The following is a 21377-nucleotide window of genomic DNA, read 5'->3' on the forward strand; positions in this document are numbered from 1 at the left end:
CCGACGCATGAGGCTCGTCCTCTTCGACATCGACGGGACCCTCCTCCTCTCCGGAGGGGCCGGTACGAGGTCCTTGTATCGCGCCTTCCAGATTCGGTATGGGATCGAGCCCGATTGGACGGCGATTCGGTTCGACGGGAAGACCGACCCCCTGATCATTCAAGAGATCGTCTCCAAATACGGCGTGGACGATGAACCCGGACAGGACCTCTATGACATCTACCTGTCCATCCTGCCGGACGAAGTTCGCCGGAGCCCCGGTTTCCAGGTCCTGGCCGGAGCGCGGGAACTGGTGATCCGGCTTTCGGCCGATCCCGGTTTTCTCATCGGACTGGCCACCGGAAACGTCGAAACCGGAGCGCGATTGAAGCTGGAGAGGGCGGGGCTCAGCTCCTACTTCCCTTTCGGCGGATACGGCTCCGATTCGGGAGATCGAACCGAGTTGATCCGGGCCGCCATCCGCCGGGGAAGCGAATTGGCGGCTCCGCTGGCGGTAGGGGAAGTGTTCGTCATCGGCGACACCCCCCGGGACGTCCGGCACGGCCGCGCCGCGGGCGCCACCACCATCGCGGTTGCCACCGGCAACTACGGGCTCGATGAACTGAAGGACTGCGGTCCCGATCTGGCGGTGGCGGGGCTCCAACCCATGGGACCGATTCTGGAGTTCATGGAGAGCGGTTCCCGGACCGGGCGGGAAGCCGCCGTCGTGGAGGATGGGCCGGGTCCATGACTCGATCCACTTTCGATCGGTCCGTTCCCGTCGGCACCGGGATGAAACGGGCGTACGGCGCCATCCTGATTCTCGCGATCCTGCTCTGCGGCGTGCCTTTGAAAGCAGGCGCGGCCCCGGGTCCCAAATTCGGTCCCGCCGTCCATCCCACGTTCCCCCAACTTGAGAACCGGCTGCTGGAATGGGAGAAGGCCCACCCCCGGATCATGACGCTTCGGAAGCTGGGGAAGTCGGCCCAGGGCCGGCCTCTGCTGGCGGCGGTCCTGACCGACCCCGACGCCCCCGCCGATCAAAAGGAGCATGTCCTGATTACGGCGCTCCATTGCGGCGGGGAACGTTCGGCCGCCACCGGGATCTTCTATCTCATGGACTGGCTGCTGAAGGGGAGTCCGGGCGCCCGAGAGATCCTCCGGGGGCAGGTGATCGCCTTCATGCCGGTGGTCAACCCGGACGGTTACGTGGCCGGCAGCCTGCGCAACAGCCACAATCGGGATACCTACAAGGAGTGGAACCGGGAGGGGCCCCTGTACCCGGAGCAGATGCCGGAGGCCCTGGCGGCAAAGAGTCTCATGGACGAGCTCCAGGCCGAACTCCACGCCGACTACCACGGGACCGGAATGCAGTTTCGCGGTTACATCATGGCCGAGAACTCGGGGGCGGCCTACTCCAACATCGCCCTGAAGTCGTACAAGCACGAGATCATTCGGCAGATGGACCAGGCCGCGCTGGCCGAGGGCTACCCTTCCGACCAGTTGGAGCAGGACGCGGAACGGATCTACTGGGGACCGGAGATCGAGGAGCTGGGGTCCAAGTTGTGGAGCGGAAGGCCCCTCTACTACGCGGCGACCTACGGCTACGAGCACTACCACACTCTGGCCTTCGCCAACGAGAACGCCTGGGAACGGAGCAGCTTCCTGCGTCATCGCCGCCTGCTGGAGATCGGCCACGAGATCTGGCCCGGCGAGTACTATCCCGGCTACCCCACACGGGTCATCCTCAAGAACGAGCTTCACTTCGTCACCGCCTATGGGGAGACGGCCGCTGCCCGCCGCCGGTCCCGGGTGGAGCTCTGGAACAAGCAGGGACAGATCGTCACCGCACTCAACAACCCTCAGACCGAGGGGATGGTTCTGTTCGTCTGCTCCACCACCGGAAGAGCCGCCCGCCGCTGGCTCGCGGACAAGAGTCTTCCCCGGTTCGCCCGGCGAATCGGCGGGCACGGGAGCATCGAAGCCGGACCCATCCAGTCGGCGCTGAAGGATCATCCCGATGCGGACGGCCAATTCAAGGCGCATCTCCTTTTGATGTCGGGCCGCGCCGACGAGTCGGAGCTGCCGCCGATGGCGGAGAGCGAGCCCATCGAAAACGGGCTTTCGCTTCGCCTGCGAATCCCCTATCCCAAGGCTCGCCTATCCGAGGTCCGGGTCAACGGCCGCCTCGCGCCCGTCTCGTCCCGGGAGGGTTACCTGAGTTGGGTTGCCCGGGGCTTCACCTATGTCCAGGTCAACATTCCACCGGAGCGGTCCCGGAAAGAGGATCTCTTCGTGGTGACCTGCCTCTACGACCCGGGGGAAGAGCGGGTCTTCGGTCTCGGTTGGCAAGAGCCGGCGCCATGATGCGGATCCATCGCCGGGAGTTGCTGCGCCAGGTGGGCGGAGCTGGTCTGGGCCTGCCGCTGCTGGCCGCTTCCGGCACCCGTGGAGAGGCGGGCGTACCCCTGCTCATCCTTGACATCCACCAGCACCCGGACTTCGACGGCCGCCCGGCCGAAACGCTCATTCGCCACCAGAGGTTCCACCGGGTCAAGACCACGGTCCTGCTTCCGGCGGACGGCTGGATGACCGGGAGGATCAGCGGAAACGAGGCGGCCTGGAGCCACGTCCGCAGGTATCCGGACGAGGTGGTCACTTTCTGCAACGTGGACCCGGAGCGCGAAGATTCGACCCAGGTTCTGCGCCAGCAGTTGGAGAAGGGGGCCCGGGGCATCGGAGAGCAGAAGTTCGAGGTGGACGCCGACTCTGTTCCCATGCGCCGGGTGTACGAGGTGGCCCGGGAGTACGGAGTCCCGGTGCTGCTCCATTTCGGCTCCCGGCACAACCACGGGCTGGACCGGTTTCACAAGATCCTGGAGCGGTATCCGCAGGTGAATTTTCTGGGCCATGCCGGGACCTGGTGGGCCAACATCAGCCGGGACGGCGAGGGGCGGGGCCGGGTCGTCAAGGGCGGCCTCACCGACAGGCTCCTGTCCGACTATCCCAACATGTTCGGAGACCTTTCGGCCGGGTCGGGACTCAATTCCCTCAGCCGGGACCCGGACTTCGCCGCCGATTTCGTCGCCCGTCACTCGCGCAAGCTGCTCTGGGGAAGCGACTGCTACTGCCACGACGGCAGGGGTGCGACCTACCCGCCAGGCTACTGCATCGCCCAGCGGTCGCTGGACCGCCTGCGGGAGTATCTTCCCGACCCCCTGATGTTGAGGAGGATCACCTACGACAACGGGGCCCGGATGCTCCGGCTGCGGAATTGAAGGCCCCCTGCGCGGGAGGGCTACGCTGTCCGTGACAGGATCCTCACCGTGTCGGCGGCCGCCGTCACCGGATCCAATGCCGTGTCCGCGATTCCGGAAACCACCTTGGTGATGTTGTGGTCGGTGACCCCGGCACGGGCCCAGGTGCGGACCGGCGAACGGGTCATGTAGACGGAGAAGGCGTGGTGTCCCGATCCGGGCCTCTCGCCGATGACGTGGAGGATCGCGCGTCTGCGGCCGGTCTCGCGAAGATTCCCGAAGAGCATTTCGCCGATGCGGTAGCCGGCGCGGACCCGTCCGTTCCGCACCACGATGTGCTCCGGCGCCAAATCGTGGCCGACGGCTTCGAGGCGGGTCCGAAGAGCCGCCAGGTAGGGATTCAGATGGCCGTCGTCGGTGAGCGAGTAGGCGTTCAAGCCGTCGGAGATGACGAGCTGCACGTCGTAGCGGTCCCCGCGGGCTTTGGCCAGACGGCGAATGGCCGAGGTCGAGGCGGCGTCCAGTTCCTCTCCGGTGGGGGGATGCAGGATGTAGTCGTTCCGGTCCCTGGACCGGCTTTTCACCATGATCGCCGAGGGGAGCCGGGTTTCGAAGTCCTTGGGCAGTTCGGCCCGGATGCACTTCTTGGAATCCCGGTAGAGATAGCGGACTCGTTGCCGGAGCCGGGGCTCCGGATCCCAGGGGTTCTTCCCGTGCCCCTCCGCGATGAACACGCCGCGTTTCCGCACCTCCGCAATCCGGCGCCTGCCCTCGGCCAGGATCTCCCGGTCCGGGCGCCGGTCGCCCTTGGCCCGCAGGTACTGGAGATAGACCCACGTGGGTTGGCCGAAATGCTCCGTGGGCCTTCCCTCCGCGTCGATCACCTTCAGGGCCTGGAAGAAACGCCACATCACGTCGTTGACCTTGAACCCGAACTTCTCGCGGACACGGACGTGATCCAGGAAACCGGTGGTCAGGTAACTCAGCATGGGATCGTTCTTGGTGGGCAGCGCCATCAGATAGGCTGGGTTGGCGGGCATCACCCGTTCGATGCACCAGTTCAGGTCGTCCAGGTCGATGTCCATGTGGAGGGTCGAGCAGATGTCGAGGCCGATGGGCAAACCGTGAAGCTTGCCCATGACCGTGTCCTCCAGGCAGCAGCGAACGAGCTGCTCACGGGTCCTGAAGATCTCCGGCCCGATGAATCCGGCCACGTCGTTCAGGTGCAGCCAGGGCGCCGGCGTCCGGCCGGCGCTGCGCTGCGCCTTGGCCACCTCGTGAACCAGGGCCCGGGCGAACCCGTACTTGCGCGTTTCGTGCAGCACCATGTCGAAGCCTTTGCCGTGACCGTTGGTGGCATCGGCGCCTTGTCCCGTCTCGAAGTAGAAGCCGTACTTCCCGGTCCTCCGCTCGGCGTGGGACACCATCTTCTCGACCGAGAGGTCGAAGGTCGTATTGGCGTCCGTGACGCCGCCGAGGCTCTGGAACCAGATCGCGGTGGACCCGGGGTCCCGCCGTTCCACCTCGGCCTGCACGTCGACGTGGGAGAGGACGCAATGGGGCAACGCGTCTTCCAGGCCGAACACCTCCAGGATTTCAGCCAGAGCGCGTTGAATGGAGGCGACAGAAGCGACTTCGCTGGAGACCGGGTTGGTTCCCAGCACCACGTCTCCGACGGCGTACGACCACCCGTCGAAGACCTGCCATCGGATGTCGTCGACGTTGTCCGTGGGCGAGTTCGGCTGAATCCGGGCGCCCATGTACCCTTTGGCGCCGAGGTTGGAATGGGGCAGCGGATTGAAGACCTTCCGTCCCACCGCGATCAGTTCCTCGTTGCTCATCAACTTGACCACGCACCCGATGATGTCGCTGGGCAGACCGGGCATGATGTCCTTGATGGCAGCTTCCTCTTTCCGGAGCAGGAAACGTTTCAGGTCGCCCAGCGTCCAGCCGGCGACGGTTCGGGTGATCTCGCGGTCAACCACGGTGTCGATGTACGACGAAACGGAGTCTTCGAAGACCGGACGGGCGATCAGATCGCCGACGCGAGTGTTGGCCAGCAGGGCCCGGGCCCGGGCTCGCGCCTGCTCGTCCGGTGCGGCCACGCCGATGGCCTGGTCTCCTTCCTTGAATTCATTGGCGGCCCCCAGCAGTTGCCGGTAGAGCGCCGGGTCGAACCGGCCTTTCAAGCGCGCGATGTAGGCAAAGATGCCCTCGTCGCGATCGGAGGCGGAAGTTGCAACCCCGGCCTTGCGGACGGCTCTGGCGCCCGCTCCAACGACCCAGAGCGAGGTTCCCGCAAGCAGGCGCGAAAGGAAGGATCGGCGAGGGGAGGTCAGGCGGGTTGGAAACTCCGGGGAGAACGATTCGGTTTCCGGCCGCCGCCGTAGTGCGGAGGAGTCATCAAAACGGGATTCGGGGGTCCGGACTTGGGAAGGCATTGAACTCCTGCCCGGTGGATCGGCGCCGCAACCGGGGCGGCCCGTGCAGCTCGCGGGGCGCCGCTGGAAAGGACTCCGGAAATGCTGGTCGGGACGGGGAGATTCGAACTCCCGACCCCCTGAACCCCATTCAGGTGCGCTACCAGACTGCGCCACGTCCCGGCCGGCGAATGACGGCCAGTATAGCAGCCCGTGTGGAAAGCCGTGACGGTTTTTGCCGCGGGCGGTTGGGCCAGGCGGCCGCGAAAGCTGGCTATTCGCCGTTTTCGCCGCGCCCGCCGGGCTGTTTCCGATTTGCCGGTCGCCTGTTGGCGGAGGGAAGATCCTGGTCCAGAAGCGTCATCAGTTCCTGAAGCTCGCCCCGGATCTGGGCCAGGAGTATCTTGGAAGAATCGGCCCCGGCCTTGGAGAACAACGGCGTCTTCCGCAAGTTGGCGCCGTTTCGGCGGAGCTGCTTGCGGGCCCCGGCGATGGTGTAGCCCTCTTCGTACAGCAGCCGCTTGATTTCGGCCACCAGTCGCACGTCTTTCTCCCGAAAGATGCGTTGCCCGGAGCGGTTCTTGTTGGGGGACAGCCGCGGAAATTCGGTCTCCCAGTAACGCAGGACGTGAGCGGGAACGTCGCAGATCTTGCAGACTTCCCCGATCTTGTAGAAGAGCTTGCCTTTCCTGGCCATCAGGATGGATTCACACGTTGATCAGGCGAGAGGGGCGAAACGTCACGCGCCGGCTCGGCCCCAGCCGCATCTGGGCTCGAGTCTGGGGATTGCGGCCGATTCGAGGCTTCAGTGAAATGACGCGGAACGAACCGAAACCGGACAATTTCACATTCTCTCCACGTAGCAGTTCCGACTTGATGCTGTCGAAGATGAGCTTGACCACCTCCTTCGACTCCTGATGAGTCAAACCGCCGTGGGTCTCGTAGACAGCGCGCGCCAGATCCGCTTTGACCATGAAATACCTGCTCAGGAGGCGGTGTCACAAGCTGCGATTCATATTAGGCACGCCCTTTTTCGGGTGTCAAGACAGCTCCCGCCTCCTCTTTCCGCTGCGTTGGAGGATCCGGATCGGCGTGGCGTGAAAATGGTATTTCTCCCGAAGCCGCCGGGCCAGATGCCGGCGGGTGGGAAGATCCAGCTTTCCGGATCCCCGCGTGAAAAAGACGAAGGTGGGAGGCGCCGTCGCCACTTGACAGGCGTACTTCAAGCGCGATTTCCGGGCGCTTCCCTCGGGAGTCAGAGCCGCGGCCACGTACCGTTCCAGGTAGACGTTCAGCTCGGCAGTTCCGACCCGGATCATCCGGCCCTCGTAGGCCCGGTCCACCCGGGAGAAGATCTTGGAGACGCCGCTTCCCGTCTTGGCCGACACGAAGGCCAGCGGCGCGAAGACCAGGGCCGGCATCCGGTCCCGGTAGGCCGCGGTCATGGCGGCGCGAGTTTCCGGATCGGAGGGCATCAGGTCGGACTTGTTGACCGCAATCAGAATGGAGACGCCCGCGTCCTGGGCGTACCTGCCGATGATTGCGTCGAGAGTGGTGGGAGGTTCGGAGGCATCCAGCACCAGGAGCGCCACGTCGGCCCGTTCCAGGTTCTTGCGAGCCATGACCACGCTCAGCTTTTCGGCGATCTCCACCGTCTTGCTCTTTCTGCGAATTCCCGCGGTGTCCACGAACCGGTACGCCTGAGCCCCCACGCGAACCAGCGTGTCCACGGCGTCTCGGGTCGTGCCCGGAATCGAGGTCACGATCGAGCGTTCCTCACCCACGATCCGGTTCAGCAGAGAAGACTTGCCCACGTTGGGACGCCCCACGATGGCGACCCGGATCTCGTCGGCTTTGGAGGCGCCGGGAGCCGCGTCGGGCAGGCGGGTCAGGATCTCCCCGATCAAGGACTCCATTTGAAGGTTGTGCTCGGCGGAAACCGGAAACAGATGCCTCAGTCCCAGGGAATGGAACTGGAGCGCCTCCGTTTCCATGCGGAGAGTCTCCACCTTGTTCACCACCAGCACCGGCTCCCGGCCACGGGCTCTCAGCATGGAGCTCAGACTCTCGTCCAGGGGCTGCAGACCGTCGCGCACGTCGACCACCAGGAGGATGAGGTCCGCTTCCCCGATGGCGACCTCCACCTGCCGGAGAACCTGCTCGGGAATATGTTCCCGGTCCCCCGGCGTGATGCCGCCCGTGTCCATGACCTCGAAAGTCCGGCCGCTCCATTCGGCCATCCCGCAGATCCGGTCCCGGGTCATTCCCGGACGGCGGTCCACCAAGGCTCGGCGGGTCCCGGTCAGCCGATTGAAAAGTGTGGATTTCCCGACGTTGGGCCGCCCCACGATGGCCACTCGGAAACGGCTACGCTGCATCGGCTTGTGTCGAGTGAAGTTGGGACGGCGGTCAGTCCGCCGTCGCCGCCGGTGCGGGAAACTCCCAATGGCGGAAGATCTGGCCGCCGTGGAAGCGTCCGTTCTCGATGAAGATGCGGTTCGTCATCTTGCCGGCGCAGATGGAACCGGCCAGATAGATGCCGGCGACGTTGGTTTCCAGGGTCTCGGGGTCATGGTCGGGAATGTGGGTCTCGGATTCGACCCGGATTCCCATCTGCCGCAAGAAATCGGAGTCGGGGTGGTAGCCGGTCATGGCCAGGACGAAGTCGTTGTCCAGCTCCACGATTCCGCCCGGCGTGTCGACCACGATCTTCCGGGGCCGGATCTCCACCACGCGGCTGGACAGGAGAGCCGGGATCTCTCCGTTCTTGATCCGGTTCTCGATGTCGGGAAGGACCCAATACTTGATCTTGCTTCCCATGCGCTCGCCCCGGTGAATCAACGTCACGTTCGATCCGCTGCGGAACAGTTCCAAGGCCGCCTCGGCGGCGGAGTTGTTCCCCCCGATGATGGCCACGTTCTTGCCGTAGTAGGGGTGGGGATCGGTGTAGTAGTGGCTGACTTTGGGCAGGTCCTCTCCGGGAATTCCCAGCAGGTTGGGATTGTCGTAGTAGCCCGTGGCCACTACGATCCGGCGGGTGTGATAGCCGTGCGAGTTTCCCAGCCGGTCCCGGGTATTCACCATGAAGTTCCCCAGACTTCCCTGGACGGTGAGAACCTCCTCGTAGTCCCGAATGGGAAGCTGGTAGTGCTCCACGACGCGGCGATAGTACTTGAGGCCGTCGACCCGCTTGGGCTTGTCGGCGGAGATGATCATGGGCACGTCGCCGATTTCCAGGAGATCGGCGGTGGTGAAAAAGGTCATGTTGACCGGATATCTGTAAATGGAGTTGACGAGGCAGCCTCGCTCCACCACCCAGAAGTCCAGACCCCGTTTCCGGGCTTCGATGGCGCAGGCCAGACCCGCGGGTCCGGCTCCTATGATGATCAGGTCCAGTAGTTGACTCACTTCGACACGACTTTCTAGAATGAATTTCCTGTTTCGGGCGATTAGCTCAGCTGGTTAGAGCGCCGTCTTCACACGGCGGAGGTCACTGGTTCGAATCCGGTATCGCCCACCATCCCCTCCCCGGCAACCTCAGGCTCGGAAACCGGATTGTATCAGATCCGGCTTGCTCCGAAGCTGCCGCCTGCCGCCGGGAGGCGGACCGCCTGCACCTGCACCTTGAGTGTATCGGAGATTCCCCCCGGCGCCAGAAGGGCCTTGATTCCGAGCCGATCCTCCACTCTTTCCGCCCGCAGAATGCCCCTCCTCTCCTCTTCCAGCAAGCGGGCCTCCAGGCCCCATTTCATCAGGAACCGGCGCTGGCTTCGAAGCGGACGGTTGGTCCAGCCCAGGCGCGCAGCCGTCTTGCGGAACACTCGAAAATTGACGTGGGAGGTCAGGTCCTGGCGGCCCAGATTGATGTAGGGGTCGGAATGAACCCGGTGGCGATGGTAGCAGAGCAACGTGCCGTCCCTCCGGTCCATGGCCTCGTATTCGGACGCCTCGAATCCGTAATCCAGGGTGAGGACGAAACCCCGATGGATGCGGCGGTCCAGGTCTTCCAGGACCTCCACCATCCGGAGATTCGCCTCGTAGACGTATCCCTCGCGCCAACGGGGGAATCCGAGCCGCATGTACTCCGGAATGCGCGGGTCGGAGAGTTCTCCCTCCACCTCGGCAACAGGCTCGCCCAGGCGGACGAAGATCTCCTTCAATTCGGATTGGGACACCCGCACCCGGTGCACGGGCAGCGCGTCGAAGAGTTCGTTGGAGAAGACGGCGCCGTGGATTCGGTCCGGCAGGCCGGCGTCTCCAAACTCCACGCCCCGGTATCGGACGCGGGCGAAGATCCCGGGATGCCGGTTCGCCAGCCGGTCCAGAACGCCCTTTCCCAGAATCCCCTCGCCGGCGCCCAGTTCGATGAGGTCCAAGGGTCCATCCCCGTCCAGGCGGGAGAGATACCCGGCCAGGGCGTCTCCCAGGATCCGGGCGAACAGGGGATGGGTATAGGGAGACGTGTAGAAGTCTCCGCGGGGACCGAAGACCTTGGCCCCACGGCGGTAGTAGCCTGTTTGCGGATCATAGAGGCAGAACTCCATGAACCGGGCGAAGGTCATGGTTTCGCCGGAAGACATGGGGGGCTAGCGCCGGAACCACTGGATCAGCCAGTAGACGAGAGTCAGGGCGACGCTGACCAGCAGGCAGGTGACGACGGGAAAGTGCAGGCTCCAGTTTTCCCGCCGGATGTGCAAGTCCCCCGGAAGGCGTCCCAGCCTCAGCGACGGCATCCAGGTCAGCAACAATCCGGCCGCCGCCAGGGCCAGTCCCAGGAAGATCAGGACTTTTCCCAGGTCTTGGAACATGGGGGGCCTACCCGGAGAGTTCCAGAGCGTTGAAGAAGTAAGCGATCTCGAAGTTTGCCGATTCGGGACTGTCGGAGCCGTGAACGGCGTTGCGTTCGATGTTCTGGCCGAAGTCCTTGCGGATCGTGCCCTCGCCGGCCTGGCCCGGGTCGGTGGCGCCCATCAGGGCCCGCCAGCGATCGATGGCGTTTTCCCCCTTGAGAACCATGACTACGCACGGCCCCTCGGACATGAAGTCCGTCAAACTGTCGAAGAAGGGGCGGTCGCGGTGCACTGCGTAGAATCCCTGCGCCAGCTCGCGGGTCAGGTGCACCATCTTCAAGCCGGCGACGGTCAGGCCGCCTGCCTCGAGCCGTTTCAGAATGGGGCCCAGCGACCCGGTCTTCACCGCGTCCGGCTTGACGATGCCCAGAGTGGACTGGTTCATCCCAGGGCTTCCTCCATGGCGGCGCCGATCCGGGCCGGACTCTCCAACACGCGAACGCCGCACCGCCGCATCGTCTCCATCTTTTCCGCCGCCGTTCCCTTGCCCTGGGAGATGATGGCGCCGGCGTGGCCCATGCGGCGGCCCGGAGGCGCCGTCTGCCCGGCGATGAAACCGACCACCGGTTTCCGGAAGTGGTCCCGGATGTACTCCGCCGCTTCTTCTTCCGCGCTGCCGCCGATTTCTCCGATCAGGACCACCCCGTCCGTATCCGGATCCTTTTCGAAGGCTTCCAGGGCGTCGATGAAACCGGTCCCGATGAGTGGATCGCCTCCGATCCCGATGCAGGTGCTCTGCCCGATGCCCCGGGAGGTGAGCTGGTCCACCGCCTCATAGGTCAGGGTGCCGCTCCGGGAAATGCATCCCACCCTTCCGGGACGGTGGATGTGCCCCGGCATGATCCCGATCTTGCACTGGCCGGGAGAGATGATGCCGGGGCAGTTGGGACCGATGAGGCGCGTCTTTCCGCCTCTGACGAAGTTGCAGACCTGCAGCATGTCCCGCGCCGGGATCCCCTCGGTGATGCAGACCACCAGTTCCAGGCCGGCGTCGGCCGCCTCCAGAATGGCGTCTGCCGCAAAGGGGGGCGGCACGAAGATGACGCTGGCGTTGGCTCCCTCCCGGACGGCGGCTTCCCGGACCGTGTTGTAGACGGGAAGGCCGTCGTGCCGGGATCCTCCCTTGCCGGGAGTGACGCCGGCGACCACCTGGGTGCCGTAGCTGCGGCACTGGGCCGCGTGAAAGCTGCCCTCACGGCCCGTGATGCCCTGAACCACGACTCGGGTCGTCGAATCCACCCAGATTGACACTCAATTATTCTCCGTTGACGGGGCAGCCTCGCCGGCCAGGCGACAGACCTTCTCGGCTGCATCCTGCATTCCATACGCGACTTCGAAATCCAGACCCGAGTCGCGGAGGATTTCCCGGCCTCGCTCGACGTTGGTCCCCTCCAGCCGCACCACCACCGGAACGCCGACACCCACTTCCCGCGCGGCTTGGACCACGCCCTCGGCCAGCGTGTCGCAGCGCATGATTCCACCGAAAATGTTGATCAGCACGGAGCGGACGCTGGGGTCGGAAATCAGGATCTCGAACGCCGTCTTCACCTGCTGCACGCTGGCTCCGCCCCCCACGTCCAGAAAGTTGGCCGGGTTGCCGCCGGCCAACTTGATGATGTCCATGGTGGCCATGGCCAGACCGGCGCCGTTGACCATGCAGCCCACGTTCCCGTCCAGCTTGATGTAGTTCAGGCCGGAACGGTGGGCCAGGATCTCCAGCGGCTCCTCCTCGTGATAGTCGCGCAGCTCCCGCAGCTCCGGATGCCGGTAGAGGGCGTTGTCGTCGAAGTTCATCTTGGCGTCCAGAGCGTAGAAATCGCCGTCACCGGTCAGCACCAGCGGGTTGATCTCCACCAGCGAGGCGTCGGTCGCGGCAAAGGCCTCGGAGAGTGCCTTCATGAACCCGGCGGCCCGGCCCACGGCCTTCTTCTCCAGGCCGAGACCGTAGGCCAGATTCCTTCCCTGGAAACCCTGGAGTCCCAAGGCCGGGTCCACCTGCTCCTTCAGGATCAGTTCGGGAGTCGTCTGGGCCACCTCCTCGATTTCCATGCCCCCTTCGGTGCTGGCCATGAGCACCGCACGCTCCCGGCTCCGGTCGATGACCATGCCCAGGTAGAACTCCCGCCGGATGTCCAAACCCTCCTCGATCAAGACCTGGCGCACCAGGGTCCCCTCCGGGCCGGTCTGCGGAGTCACGAGCCGGGTCCCCAGCATCGCCCGGGTGCTCCGCTCCGCCTCTTCCGGAGAGCGGACGATCTTGACGCCTCCCCCCTTGCCGCGGCCCCCGGCATGGACCTGGGCCTTGACCGCTACGACCCCTCCCAGGGACCGTGCGATCTCGAAGGCTTCGGCGGGACTCTGGGTGACCTTTCCCCGGGGAATCCTGACTCCGTACCGGGCCAGAATCTCCTTGGCCTGGAACTCGTGAATTTTCATCGCCGCTATGAAACACCATACAATGGGCGCAGTTCAAGACGGTGCCGGAGAGATCGGGAAAAAGGAACCGAAAAGCGAGCCGGAATGAACAGCGCGGCGGGCCGACTCTGGGAGAGTCCCTTGGCGCCCGGCCAAGGGGCGGCGCGGGTCCGGCCGAGTGACGTCCAATGGACGGCATCGGGAGGTCTGGTCTGGCGGGAAAATCGTTCCGCGACAGGGGTTCTGGTGGTTCGCGAATCCCTCGACGGTCCGCCCCGGGACCTGGTCTCCGGGCGTTCCGTTCGAGCCCGGGTGGGATACGGCGGCGGCGACTTTTCGGTGTCCGGCGACCAGGTTTTTTTCGTCTCCGGGGGGAGGATCTTTCGCCGGGGATTGGAGGACTCGGAATCCGCGCCCGTGACCCCGCCGTGGGGCAAGGCGGCGGCGCCGTCGGCGTCTCCGGACGGCCGCCGGCTGGTCTATGTCCATTCCTCCGAGGGTGTGGACTGCCTCGGTCTGGCGCCGACGGACGGCTCCGGCTGGCCGGTCCAATTGGCGTCCGGACGCGACTTCTACATGCAGCCGGCCTGGCACCCGGACGGCCGCCGGGTCGCCTGGGTCGCGTGGGACCACCCCAACATGCCTTGGGACGGAAGCGGCCTCTACCTGGGCGAGGCCGGCTGCCGGACAGGGGCCGGAGATGGACCGGAGCCGGTGCTGGTGGCCGGTGATCCGGCAGGTTCCGTCGCGGTCTTCCAACCTGCTTTTTCCCCGGACGGCCGCTACCTGAGCTTCGTCTCCGATCGGGAAGGCTGGTTCAACCTCTGGCTTTACGACCTGGCGGACGGATCGCTGCAGCCGTTGGTGCGCGAGCCTTGCGAGTACGCGGGGCCGGCTTGGATCCAGGGGCTCAGATCCCACGCCTGGACCCCGTCGGGCGACGCGGTCTACGCGATTCGGCTGACTCGGGGCCGTGCGGCGCTGGTGCGGGTGGACCTGGAGGAACGGCGACCCCAGCCGGTCGGCGGCGGCCTCTCCCGCTATTCGGCGTTGAGCCAGCTCTCGCCGGCGCCCGAAGGCGAGCGGGTCGCACTCGTCGGCTCCTCCCCGCTGCTTCCGCGCCGGGTCCTCACCGTTTCAGCTCATGGCGCGGTGGAGACCTGGTCCCAGGTGACTCCCGATCCGCCGGAAGCAGCCTACCTGGGCCATCCCCGTCCCCTTTCCTGGCGAGTGCGGTCCGAGGTCGATCTTCCGGAACCCCTGGACTGTCATGGCTTGTACTACCGTCCCAGAAATCCCGCGCACCGGCCAACGGCTCCGCCCCCTGCGGTCATTCGGGTCCATGGCGGTCCCACCTCTCAGGCCCTGGTCGAATACCGTTTCGAAATCCCTTTCCTGACCAGCCGGGGATTCGCCGTGCTGGATCTCAACTACCGGGGCAGCTCCGGTTACGGCCGCACATACCGGGATGCCCTGAAGGGTCAATGGGGAGTGGCCGACGTCGAGGACACCCGGTCCGCCGCCGAAACCCTGGTCTCCAGCGGACGAGCCCGTCCCGATCGCCTCTTCGTCCTGGGAGGCAGCGCCGGGGGGTTCACCGTACTGTTGTGCCTGATCCGTTATCCGGGCCTGTTTCGAGCCGGAGTCTGCCTCTACGGAGTCTCCGATCTACTCGCCCTGACCCGGGAGACGCATAAGTTCGAGGCGCATTACCTGGACTCGCTGGTGGGACTCCTGCCCCGGGACGAGTCCCGCTACCGGGACCGCTCGCCTTTGGGGCGGGCCGGGTCGATCCGGGATCCGGTCGCACTCTTTCAGGGCGAAGACGACGAAGTCGTTCCCCCCAGCCAATCGGACCGGATCGCCGAAGTTCTGGCGGGGCGGGGAGTCCCCCATATCTACCATCGGTTCCCGGGTGAAGGACACGGCTGGAAGAAGTCGCAGACCATCGAGACCTACCTGGAGGCGTTGCAGGAGTTCCTGGCCGAACACGCGGCCTGATCCGGAAAAAGGGAGAAGGAGAAACCCGGAACCGCCCCGGCGGCTTTCCCGGGACCGAAGATCAACCGGTGCTTCAGCAGTTACAACGCGTCGCCGGTGGTATGGAAATTTTCCTCGCGGCGATGAGGAGTGGACCGGTGCGACGCGGGGAGGTCGAGATCCTTGCTCAGTCGAATGACGATTTCCGTCCCGGCTGGAATTACGATGTCCCTCCCCCGGGTCACCAGAATCCCGGCCGCTCCCACTGCGGCCCCGGCGGCCGCCCCCACGGCGACCCCTTCCTTACCGCCGCCGATCAGGCCGATCAGCGCACCGATGGCGGATGAGGCCCCGATCTTGCCGGCATCCCCGGCCTTTTCCCCAGGTTCCTTCAGCGTGCCTTCTTCGTCGGGGACGCTCCTCTTGCGCGGCTCCACCAGGGAAGCCATCAGGGCATCCATGGGGACCACTCGTCCGTCTCTGAAGCGCAGCTCCTTGAAGTGCAGGTTCATGCGGGCCCGGCCCCGGATCCGGCCGGCCCTCACCAACTGGGAGATGGAACCGCGAACCTCGACGCCCTTGGGTATGGCCCTTGCCCTCCCCGCATCGATTCTCTGAATCACCCGGGCTGAGAAAGTGTCTCCGACTTTGTGGGTTCTGGTGGTGAGCGGTTCCTTCATTCGAACGCGAATCTCGGTCCCGGCCGGGATCCGGAGCTTGGATTCCGAGTCCGCTGCGGCCGGAGATCGGGCCTCCGGACCATCCGGTTCCGGTGCCGGGGCACGCCGCCGGGAGCCCGGCCGGTCAGGATAGAACCCGTCGTCATAGCCGGCTTCGAAACCCCGGCGATAGCCGTTTCGATAGATTTCGGGGTCGTCCCGGTCCGGATCGACCCCGGGATCCAACCGCTGATATTCCCGCTTGTTGGCCATGTCGTAGTAATGGCGCGCCGCCCGATCGCTTTCTCCCGACCGTTGTCCGTCCACGTAACCGCGGCCATACGCGGTCCTGTAGGTATCGGATGAACCGTCCTGCCCCAACAGGTTCGAGGTCCAGACCTGGGGGCAGAGCAGGACCAGGACCAGGAGAAGCCTTCCTGCCGGATTGCCGGGAAATCGATGCACCGGTCTCGTCATTGCCGTTGTCTGAATTGCAGATCCCCTTCGGTCTGGCGTGGAGTGGAGATCAAGACGCGATCCTTGATGTCGTTCCACTTTAGCAGAAAGTTGTCCAACAGTAGATCCGTGCCGCTGGAGTGGAGGCCGCCCTCCTCATCCTTGTATTGGAAATAGTGCAGCGTGTACCCCTTGACGGCGTAAAGTCCTCCGCTGCGGTGATACGGAACGATGTTGGAAAATTCTCCCAGCCGCTCGCCGTCGCTGGAGTAGACGGAAACGCCCTCCAGGGATTCCTCCGGGATTGTCCTGAGCAGGTTGTTGGTCAAGGGAAAGAAGATCTCTTGGCGGCGGACCCGGAACAACTGCGCCGGCGTCAACGAACATTCCGTTTCCTCGACGGCCTCCCGCACCCGGGTGACGACCTTGTCCACGTTCTCCCAACGTCCCCGTTTCGGCTTTCCCCGGGTCTTGAGCTTGGCCGGGACCTTCAGGCCGGGGAGGATCGATTCGCAGTCCGGGCCGGCTGCAACCGGCTCCGTCCCGCCGAAAAGGAACAGGAACGGGAACAGGATGGTGCATCCGAATCGAAATCGGGGCACGGCGCACATGATCTTCCGGTGGACGCCCATTCCTATCTTGATGGAATCCCTGGCGAAAACGATCACTTTGACTCCTCTCGAACCCAATCGACCATGGCCGCGACGGCGTCCGGATCGGTGGGCGGCAAAACGCCGTGACCCAGGTTGAAGATGTGTCCCCGGCGTCCCCGGGCCTGGGCCAGAACCTCGCGCACCTTCCGCTTCAGGACCGGCCGGGGGGCCATCAGGGCAAGCGGGTCGAGATTCCCCTGGATGGCCTGACCCGAACCCAGCCGTTCCCAGACCTGGTCCAGGTCGACCCGCCAATCGACACCCAGCACCGTCCCGTCCGCTTCCTGCATGTCTTCCAGAAGAGCCCCGGTTCCGGTTCCGAAATGGATCAGGGGGACCCCCCGATGTTTGAGCCCTTGGAACAGGGCCCGGGAAAAGGGAAGGACGTACTCCCGGTAGTCGGCCCGGCCCAGGCTGCCGACCCAACTGTCGAAGAGCTGGACCGCCTGGGCTCCCGCATCGACCTGCGCATTCAGATAGGAGACCTGCACTTCCACCAGCTTTCCCATCAACTCCTTCCAGGCGTCCGGATGGGTGTACATGAACTTCTTGGTCTCCTGGAAGTTCTTGGACTTGCCCCCTTCGATCATGTAGCTGGCGAGAGTGAAGGGAGCGCCGCAGAATCCGATCAAGGCCCGCCCCGGGTCCAACTCCTGCCGCACCAGCCGGAGCGCCTCCATCACGTGGGACAGGTGCTCCCAGGGATCCATGGTGTGGAGCGCCCGGACCGCTTCGGGGCTCCTGACCGGCCGGGAAATGACGGGACCCTCTCCGGCGGCGAACCGGAAATCCAGGCCCATTCCCTTCAGCGGCAGGAGGATGTCCGCGAAAATAATGGCCGCGTCCAGATCGAAACGCCGGATGGGCTGCAGGGTCACCTCAGCCGCCAACTCCGGGTTTCCACAGATTTCCAAGAGGGTGTAACGCTCCCTCAACCGCCGGTATTCAGGCAGGTAGCGGCCCGCCTGGCGCATCACCCAGACCGGAGTGCAATCCACCTCCCGGTGCCGGCAAGCCCGCAGGAAGCGTCCCTCCCGTCGATGGTTCCTATCAGTCATTGATCCGTTCCCAGTCGCTGGTCCGGAGTTCCCGCCGGTTTGCTCCGTACGCTCCGGAAAGACTAGAGAGTATACCCCGGAACCTTGAACTCCACCCGGCTCCGGCCTCCGGCTCCCTCCCAAGGCGCGTTGGAACCGGCCTGCCGCTTCGCATTTTCCCTGCCCGGGACGTTAACAAGCGGTTGAAGCGCACCATAGCGTGCTCGGCTCGGCGCCGGGCGGGCGATGGTGAGAGGATCTGCCGCAGCGGGCGGCGGTCGTGTGAATTCAGGGGTGTTCCGGGCCATGCTGCTCAAAGTCCACAGTGCCTCCGTGTTGGGCATCCAGGCCGAAATCGTCGACGTGGAGGTCAATTTTACCCAGAGCATGTATTTCCGGTACCACGTGGTCGGCTTGCCCGACAGGGCGGTCAAGGAGAGCGGCGAGAGGGTGCGGGCCGCCATCCGCAATTGCGGCTTCAAGTTTCCCGGCCAAGGGACCATCATCGTCAACCTGGCTCCCGCGGGATTCAAGAAGGAAGGCAGTTGCTACGACCTGCCCATCGCATTGGGGATTTTGGGTCTGACCGGTAAACTGGAGAACCGGGAACTGCGGAAATGGCTGATCCTCGGCGAGTTGTCGCTGGATGGAATGGTGCGTTCCATTCGAGGCGCGCTGCCGGTGGCCCTGGGAGCCGTCAAGCGGAAGTTCAAGCGGCTCCTGCTCCCGGCCGGCAACGCCCGGGAGGCGGCGGCCGTCCGGGAAATCGACGTCTATAGCGGGGTCAGTCTGCCCCAGGTCCTGGACCTTCTCAACGGCAACCGGCGCGAGGGTCCCCTCACCATCGATCCGGAGGCAGGAGACTCGGGACCGGAATACCGCTTGCCCGATTTCTCTCACGTCAAGGCGCAACAGGCGGCCAAGCGGGCCATGGAGGTGGCTTGCGGCGGGGGACACAACCTGCTCCTGATGGGCCCGCCCGGCGCCGGGAAGACCATGCTGGCGCGGCGCATTCCCTCCATTTTACCCTCCATGAGCTTCTCCGAATCCCTGGAGACGACAGCGGTCCACAGCGTTTCCGGATTGCTGGGCAAGGGCCGCTCCATCCTGGCGAGGCGCCCCTTCCGGTCTCCCCACCACAGCATCAGCGGAGCCGGCCTGGTGGGCGGGGGATCGCCGCCCCGGCCCGGCGAAATCTCCCTGGCCCACAATGGGGTCCTCTTTCTGGATGAGCTGCCCGAGTTCCACCGGCGGGTGCTGGAAACGCTTCGCCAACCCTGCGAGGCCGGAGAAGTCACCATCAGCCGGGCCGCCCGCAGCTTGACCTTTCCCTCCCGTTTCATGCTGGTGGCCGCCATGAACCCTTGTCCCTGCGGCTATGCCACCAGTCTTCACCGGGAGTGCGTCTGTTCTCCGCTGGCGATCCACCGCTATCTGACGCGGATTTCGGGACCCTTCCTGGATCGGATGGACCTGCAGGTCGAGGTCCCCGAGGTGCCGTACCGGGACCTGGCGGCCCAGCCTTCGGGAGAGCCGTCACGCGCCATCGCCAAGCGGGTCGCCCGGGCGCGGGACGTCCAGCGGGACCGCTTCTCGGGAACGCCCATCTTCTGCAACGCTCAGATGGGGGGTCAGGAGATCCAGCGGTTCTGCACCCTGAGTCCCACGGTCAGGCGGTTGTTCGACGACGCCCTTCCCAGGTTGGGATTCTCGGCTCGAGCCTACGACCGCATCCTCAAGATGGCGCGCACCATCGCCGATCTCGACGGGTCGTCCGGACTGACCACCTCCCATGTCTCCGAGGCCATCCAGTACCGGTCCCTGGACCGGAGTTTCTGGAAAAGGACCCGGAGCGGCGGTTAGGAAACCGTTCCGGTGTTGGGAAGGGCGATTTCCTGATCGACCGCCACGGCTCCTATTCTCTTGCTGCTCGGGAATCGGCGGTTAGGAAACCGCCGCTCCGGGAGCTTTGCTCTTTCCTCCTGCCCCGGTTTCGGAGAAGATCGGCCGGGTAGCCGCCGAACATCCTGGAGGACGGAGCAGATGATCGTTGCCAGTCTCAACCGGTTGAGTTCCCGCCGATTCCCGGCCGGCCGCGAGTCGAGGAACCTGGTGGGAGGCCCATCGCCCATTCAAGCCGCCAGCTTCTGCATGGGGTCCGTGGTCCTGGACCCGGACGGAGGCCAGGTCCCCTGGCACAATCAGGAGCAGGAGGAGATCTACTACGTCGTGGAGGGGACCGGAGAGATGTGCCTGGGCCGGGAGCGGAGAACCTTGAGCTCCGGGGACGTCGTCTATATTCCGCCGGGCGTTTACCATCAGCTCACCAACCTGGGAAAGAAACCCTTGACCTTCATCTATTGCTACGGTCCCGCCGGAGACGTGGCCCACTGGCGCCAGGAACTCACGGGCACCCTTCCCCGCGCCGGCCGCGAGGCGCCCTCCCTGCCGGAGGGGGCCCGCTCCCAACACGATTGGCGCTGAAACATGTCCGCAGACTCCCCCCTCCGGATCGGCGTCATCATGAACGGGGTCACCGGCCGCATGGGGACCAATCAGCATCTGCGCCGGTCCATCCTGAGTATCCGCCGGGACGGAGGAATGGAGATCCCCGGCATCGGCCGGATCCTTCCCGAGCCGGTTCTGGTGGGGCGGAACCCGGTCAAGCTGGAGCGGCTGTCCCGCGAGACCGGCGTCGAAACCTGGACCGACCGGTTGGACCGGGCCTTGGAAGACCCCGCCAACCGGATCTACTTCGACGCTCAGACCACTCCGCTGCGGGCTGCGGCGATGGAACGGGCCCTGGAGGCGGGCCGGCACGTCTACTGCGAGAAACCGGCCGCCGCCACCAGCGCCGAGGCGCATCGGCTCTACCGGATGGCCCAAGGGAGGGGACTCAAGCACGGCGTGGTCCAGGACAAGCTCTGGGTGCCCGGGATCGTTCGCTTGAAACGGTTGTTGCGAGACGGAAGTCTGGGGCGGATCCTTTCGGTCCGGGGAGAGTTCGGCTACTGGGTCTTTGACGGGCGGGATGCCCCCTTGCAGCGGCCGTCGTGGAACTACCGCAGGGAAGAGGGGGGCAGCATCATTCTGGACATGTTTCCCCACTGGAGGTATCTGCTGGAAAACCTCTTCGGCCGCGTGCGGGCCGTCTCCTGCCTGGGAGCCACCCACGTTCGCAGGCGATGGAACGAAAAGGGCCGGGAGTACGCGGTCACCGCCGACGATTCGGCCTACGCCACGTTTCTACTCGACGGAGACGTGGTCGCCCACTTCAACAGTTCCTGGGCGGTTCGAGTGCGCCGGGACGACCTCTTCACCCTTCAAGTCGACGGAACTCTGGGATCGGCCGTCTGCGGCTTGAACCATTGTTGGGTGCAACTCGCCCGCTCCACCCCCCGGGTGACCTGGAATCCGGATCTGGAGCAGTCGCACGCCTGGCTGGAATCGTGGTCGCCCGCACCCGGTCCCGCGCCGGCGTCCGGTCCCTTCCGGACGCAGTGGGAACTCTTCCTGCGCCATGTTCTTGCCGACGAACCGTTCCCCTGGAACATGCTGGAGGGAGCCAAGGGGGTCCAGTTGGCCGAGTGCGCCCGCGAGTCCTGGCTGAGCCGTTCCTGGGTCGATATTCCCGTGTTGTCGCCGGATTCCGGCTGACGGGCCTCCCATCA

The 21377-nt window shown here is 65.1% G+C and carries 20 protein-coding genes and 2 tRNA genes; 8 read left to right on the forward strand and 14 right to left on the reverse strand.

What is annotated here, in order from left to right; translation table 11 throughout:
* The first annotated feature begins 7 nt into the window (after nt 1-7).
* From OXT71_18735 to OXT71_18745, 3 genes are read left to right on the forward strand one after another with little or no spacing between them, the layout of a single operon-like run.
* Nucleotides 8-730, forward strand: coding sequence for an HAD family hydrolase (locus tag OXT71_18735; protein MDE2928428.1), 723 nt, complete (start codon nt 8-10; stop codon nt 728-730).
* Entirely contained in the window at nt 727-2346 is a 1620-nt protein-coding gene (locus tag OXT71_18740; protein MDE2928429.1) for a M14 family zinc carboxypeptidase, read from the forward strand. Before OXT71_18735 ends, OXT71_18740 begins: the two co-directional genes overlap by 4 nt.
* The gene (locus tag OXT71_18745; protein MDE2928430.1) at nt 2343-3257 is read left to right on the forward strand and encodes an amidohydrolase family protein; all 915 of its coding nucleotides are present in this window, start codon (nt 2343-2345) and stop codon (nt 3255-3257) included. The genes OXT71_18740 and OXT71_18745 overlap by 4 nt, the downstream gene beginning before the upstream one ends.
* A 20-nt stretch (nt 3258-3277) precedes the next feature.
* Here the strand turns inward: OXT71_18745 and eutB are convergent, their stop codons facing one another.
* From eutB to OXT71_18775, 6 genes are all read right to left on the reverse strand, one after another.
* Nucleotides 3278-5677, reverse strand: a complete 2400-nt coding sequence (eutB, locus tag OXT71_18750) for an ethanolamine ammonia-lyase subunit EutB (protein ID MDE2928431.1) — start codon at nt 5675-5677, stop codon at nt 3278-3280.
* Between the two features lie 85 nt (nt 5678-5762).
* Nucleotides 5763-5839, reverse strand: a tRNA-Pro gene (locus OXT71_18755).
* 91 nt (nt 5840-5930) lie between these two features.
* Nucleotides 5931-6353 (reverse strand): MerR family transcriptional regulator, encoded by a 423-nt coding sequence (locus OXT71_18760; GenBank protein ID MDE2928432.1) that lies wholly within the window; start codon nt 6351-6353, stop codon nt 5931-5933.
* A 10-nt stretch (nt 6354-6363) separates the two neighbouring features.
* Nucleotides 6364-6630: an HU family DNA-binding protein gene (locus tag OXT71_18765; protein MDE2928433.1), complete on the reverse strand. Its 267-nt coding sequence runs from the start codon at nt 6628-6630 to the stop codon at nt 6364-6366.
* Nucleotides 6631-6696: 66 nt separating this feature from the next.
* Nucleotides 6697-8034, reverse strand: coding sequence for a ribosome biogenesis GTPase Der (gene der / locus OXT71_18770; protein ID MDE2928434.1), 1338 nt, complete (start codon nt 8032-8034; stop codon nt 6697-6699).
* Nucleotides 8035-8065: 31 nt separating this feature from the next.
* Complete coding sequence (locus OXT71_18775; protein MDE2928435.1) at nt 8066-9064, reverse strand: YpdA family putative bacillithiol disulfide reductase; 999 nt, start codon at nt 9062-9064, stop codon at nt 8066-8068.
* A 35-nt stretch (nt 9065-9099) separates the two neighbouring features.
* On the opposite strand from OXT71_18775, the gene OXT71_18780 reads away from it, so the two are divergent.
* Nucleotides 9100-9176: transfer RNA gene (locus OXT71_18780), tRNA-Val, on the forward strand.
* A 40-nt stretch (nt 9177-9216) separates the two neighbouring features.
* On the opposite strand, the gene OXT71_18785 is transcribed toward OXT71_18780, so the two are convergent.
* Genes OXT71_18785 through sucC form a run of 5 tightly spaced genes read right to left on the reverse strand, consistent with a single transcriptional unit; the run spans nt 9217 to nt 12942 of the window.
* Nucleotides 9217-10236, reverse strand: a complete 1020-nt coding sequence (locus OXT71_18785; protein ID MDE2928436.1) for an SAM-dependent methyltransferase — start codon at nt 10234-10236, stop codon at nt 9217-9219.
* Between the two features lie 6 nt (nt 10237-10242).
* Nucleotides 10243-10464, reverse strand: coding sequence for a DUF2905 domain-containing protein (locus OXT71_18790; protein ID MDE2928437.1), 222 nt, complete (start codon nt 10462-10464; stop codon nt 10243-10245).
* A 7-nt stretch (nt 10465-10471) separates the two neighbouring features.
* Entirely contained in the window at nt 10472-10891 is a 420-nt protein-coding gene (gene ndk / locus OXT71_18795; protein ID MDE2928438.1) for a nucleoside-diphosphate kinase, read from the reverse strand.
* Nucleotides 10888-11757 (reverse strand): succinate--CoA ligase subunit alpha, encoded by an 870-nt coding sequence (gene sucD, locus OXT71_18800; protein MDE2928439.1) that lies wholly within the window; start codon nt 11755-11757, stop codon nt 10888-10890. The genes ndk and sucD overlap by 4 nt, the downstream gene beginning before the upstream one ends.
* Nucleotides 11758-12942, reverse strand: coding sequence for an ADP-forming succinate--CoA ligase subunit beta (gene sucC / locus OXT71_18805; GenBank protein MDE2928440.1), 1185 nt, complete (start codon nt 12940-12942; stop codon nt 11758-11760).
* A gap of 84 nt (nt 12943-13026) precedes the next feature.
* Between sucC and OXT71_18810 the strand changes: the two genes are divergently transcribed.
* Nucleotides 13027-14922, forward strand: a complete 1896-nt coding sequence (locus OXT71_18810; protein ID MDE2928441.1) for a prolyl oligopeptidase family serine peptidase — start codon at nt 13027-13029, stop codon at nt 14920-14922.
* Nucleotides 14923-15002: 80 nt separating this feature from the next.
* Here OXT71_18810 and OXT71_18815 read toward each other — a convergent pair whose 3' ends face one another.
* The 3 genes from OXT71_18815 to hemE are packed head-to-tail and all read right to left on the reverse strand — an operon-like array spanning nt 15003 to nt 17727.
* Complete coding sequence (locus OXT71_18815; protein MDE2928442.1) at nt 15003-16037, reverse strand: hypothetical protein; 1035 nt, start codon at nt 16035-16037, stop codon at nt 15003-15005.
* Complete coding sequence (locus OXT71_18820; protein MDE2928443.1) at nt 16034-16684, reverse strand: hypothetical protein; 651 nt, start codon at nt 16682-16684, stop codon at nt 16034-16036. Before OXT71_18820 ends, OXT71_18815 begins: the two co-directional genes overlap by 4 nt.
* Nucleotides 16681-17727: a uroporphyrinogen decarboxylase gene (gene hemE, locus OXT71_18825; GenBank protein MDE2928444.1), complete on the reverse strand. Its 1047-nt coding sequence runs from the start codon at nt 17725-17727 to the stop codon at nt 16681-16683. Before hemE ends, OXT71_18820 begins: the two co-directional genes overlap by 4 nt.
* Nucleotides 17728-18012: 285 nt before the next feature.
* Between hemE and OXT71_18830 the strand changes: the two genes are divergently transcribed.
* The 3 genes from OXT71_18830 to OXT71_18840 all read left to right on the forward strand — a co-directional run bounded on the left by OXT71_18830 (nt 18013) and on the right by OXT71_18840 (nt 21363).
* Nucleotides 18013-19569 carry a YifB family Mg chelatase-like AAA ATPase gene (locus OXT71_18830; GenBank protein MDE2928445.1) on the forward strand — a complete coding sequence of 519 codons (1557 nt, stop codon included), beginning with the start codon at nt 18013-18015 and terminating at the stop codon, nt 19567-19569.
* Between the two features lie 180 nt (nt 19570-19749).
* Nucleotides 19750-20190 (forward strand): dimethylsulfonioproprionate lyase family protein, encoded by a 441-nt coding sequence (locus OXT71_18835; protein MDE2928446.1) that lies wholly within the window; start codon nt 19750-19752, stop codon nt 20188-20190.
* Nucleotides 20191-20193: 3 nt separating this feature from the next.
* On the forward strand, nt 20194-21363 hold the full coding sequence (locus OXT71_18840) for a Gfo/Idh/MocA family oxidoreductase (protein ID MDE2928447.1): 1170 nt from the start codon (nt 20194-20196) through the stop codon (nt 21361-21363).
* The last annotated feature ends 14 nt before the right edge of the window (nt 21364-21377 follow it).

Source organism: Acidobacteriota bacterium (assembly GCA_028874215.1).
GTDB lineage: Bacteria > Acidobacteriota > UBA6911 > RPQK01 > JAJDTT01 > JAJDTT01.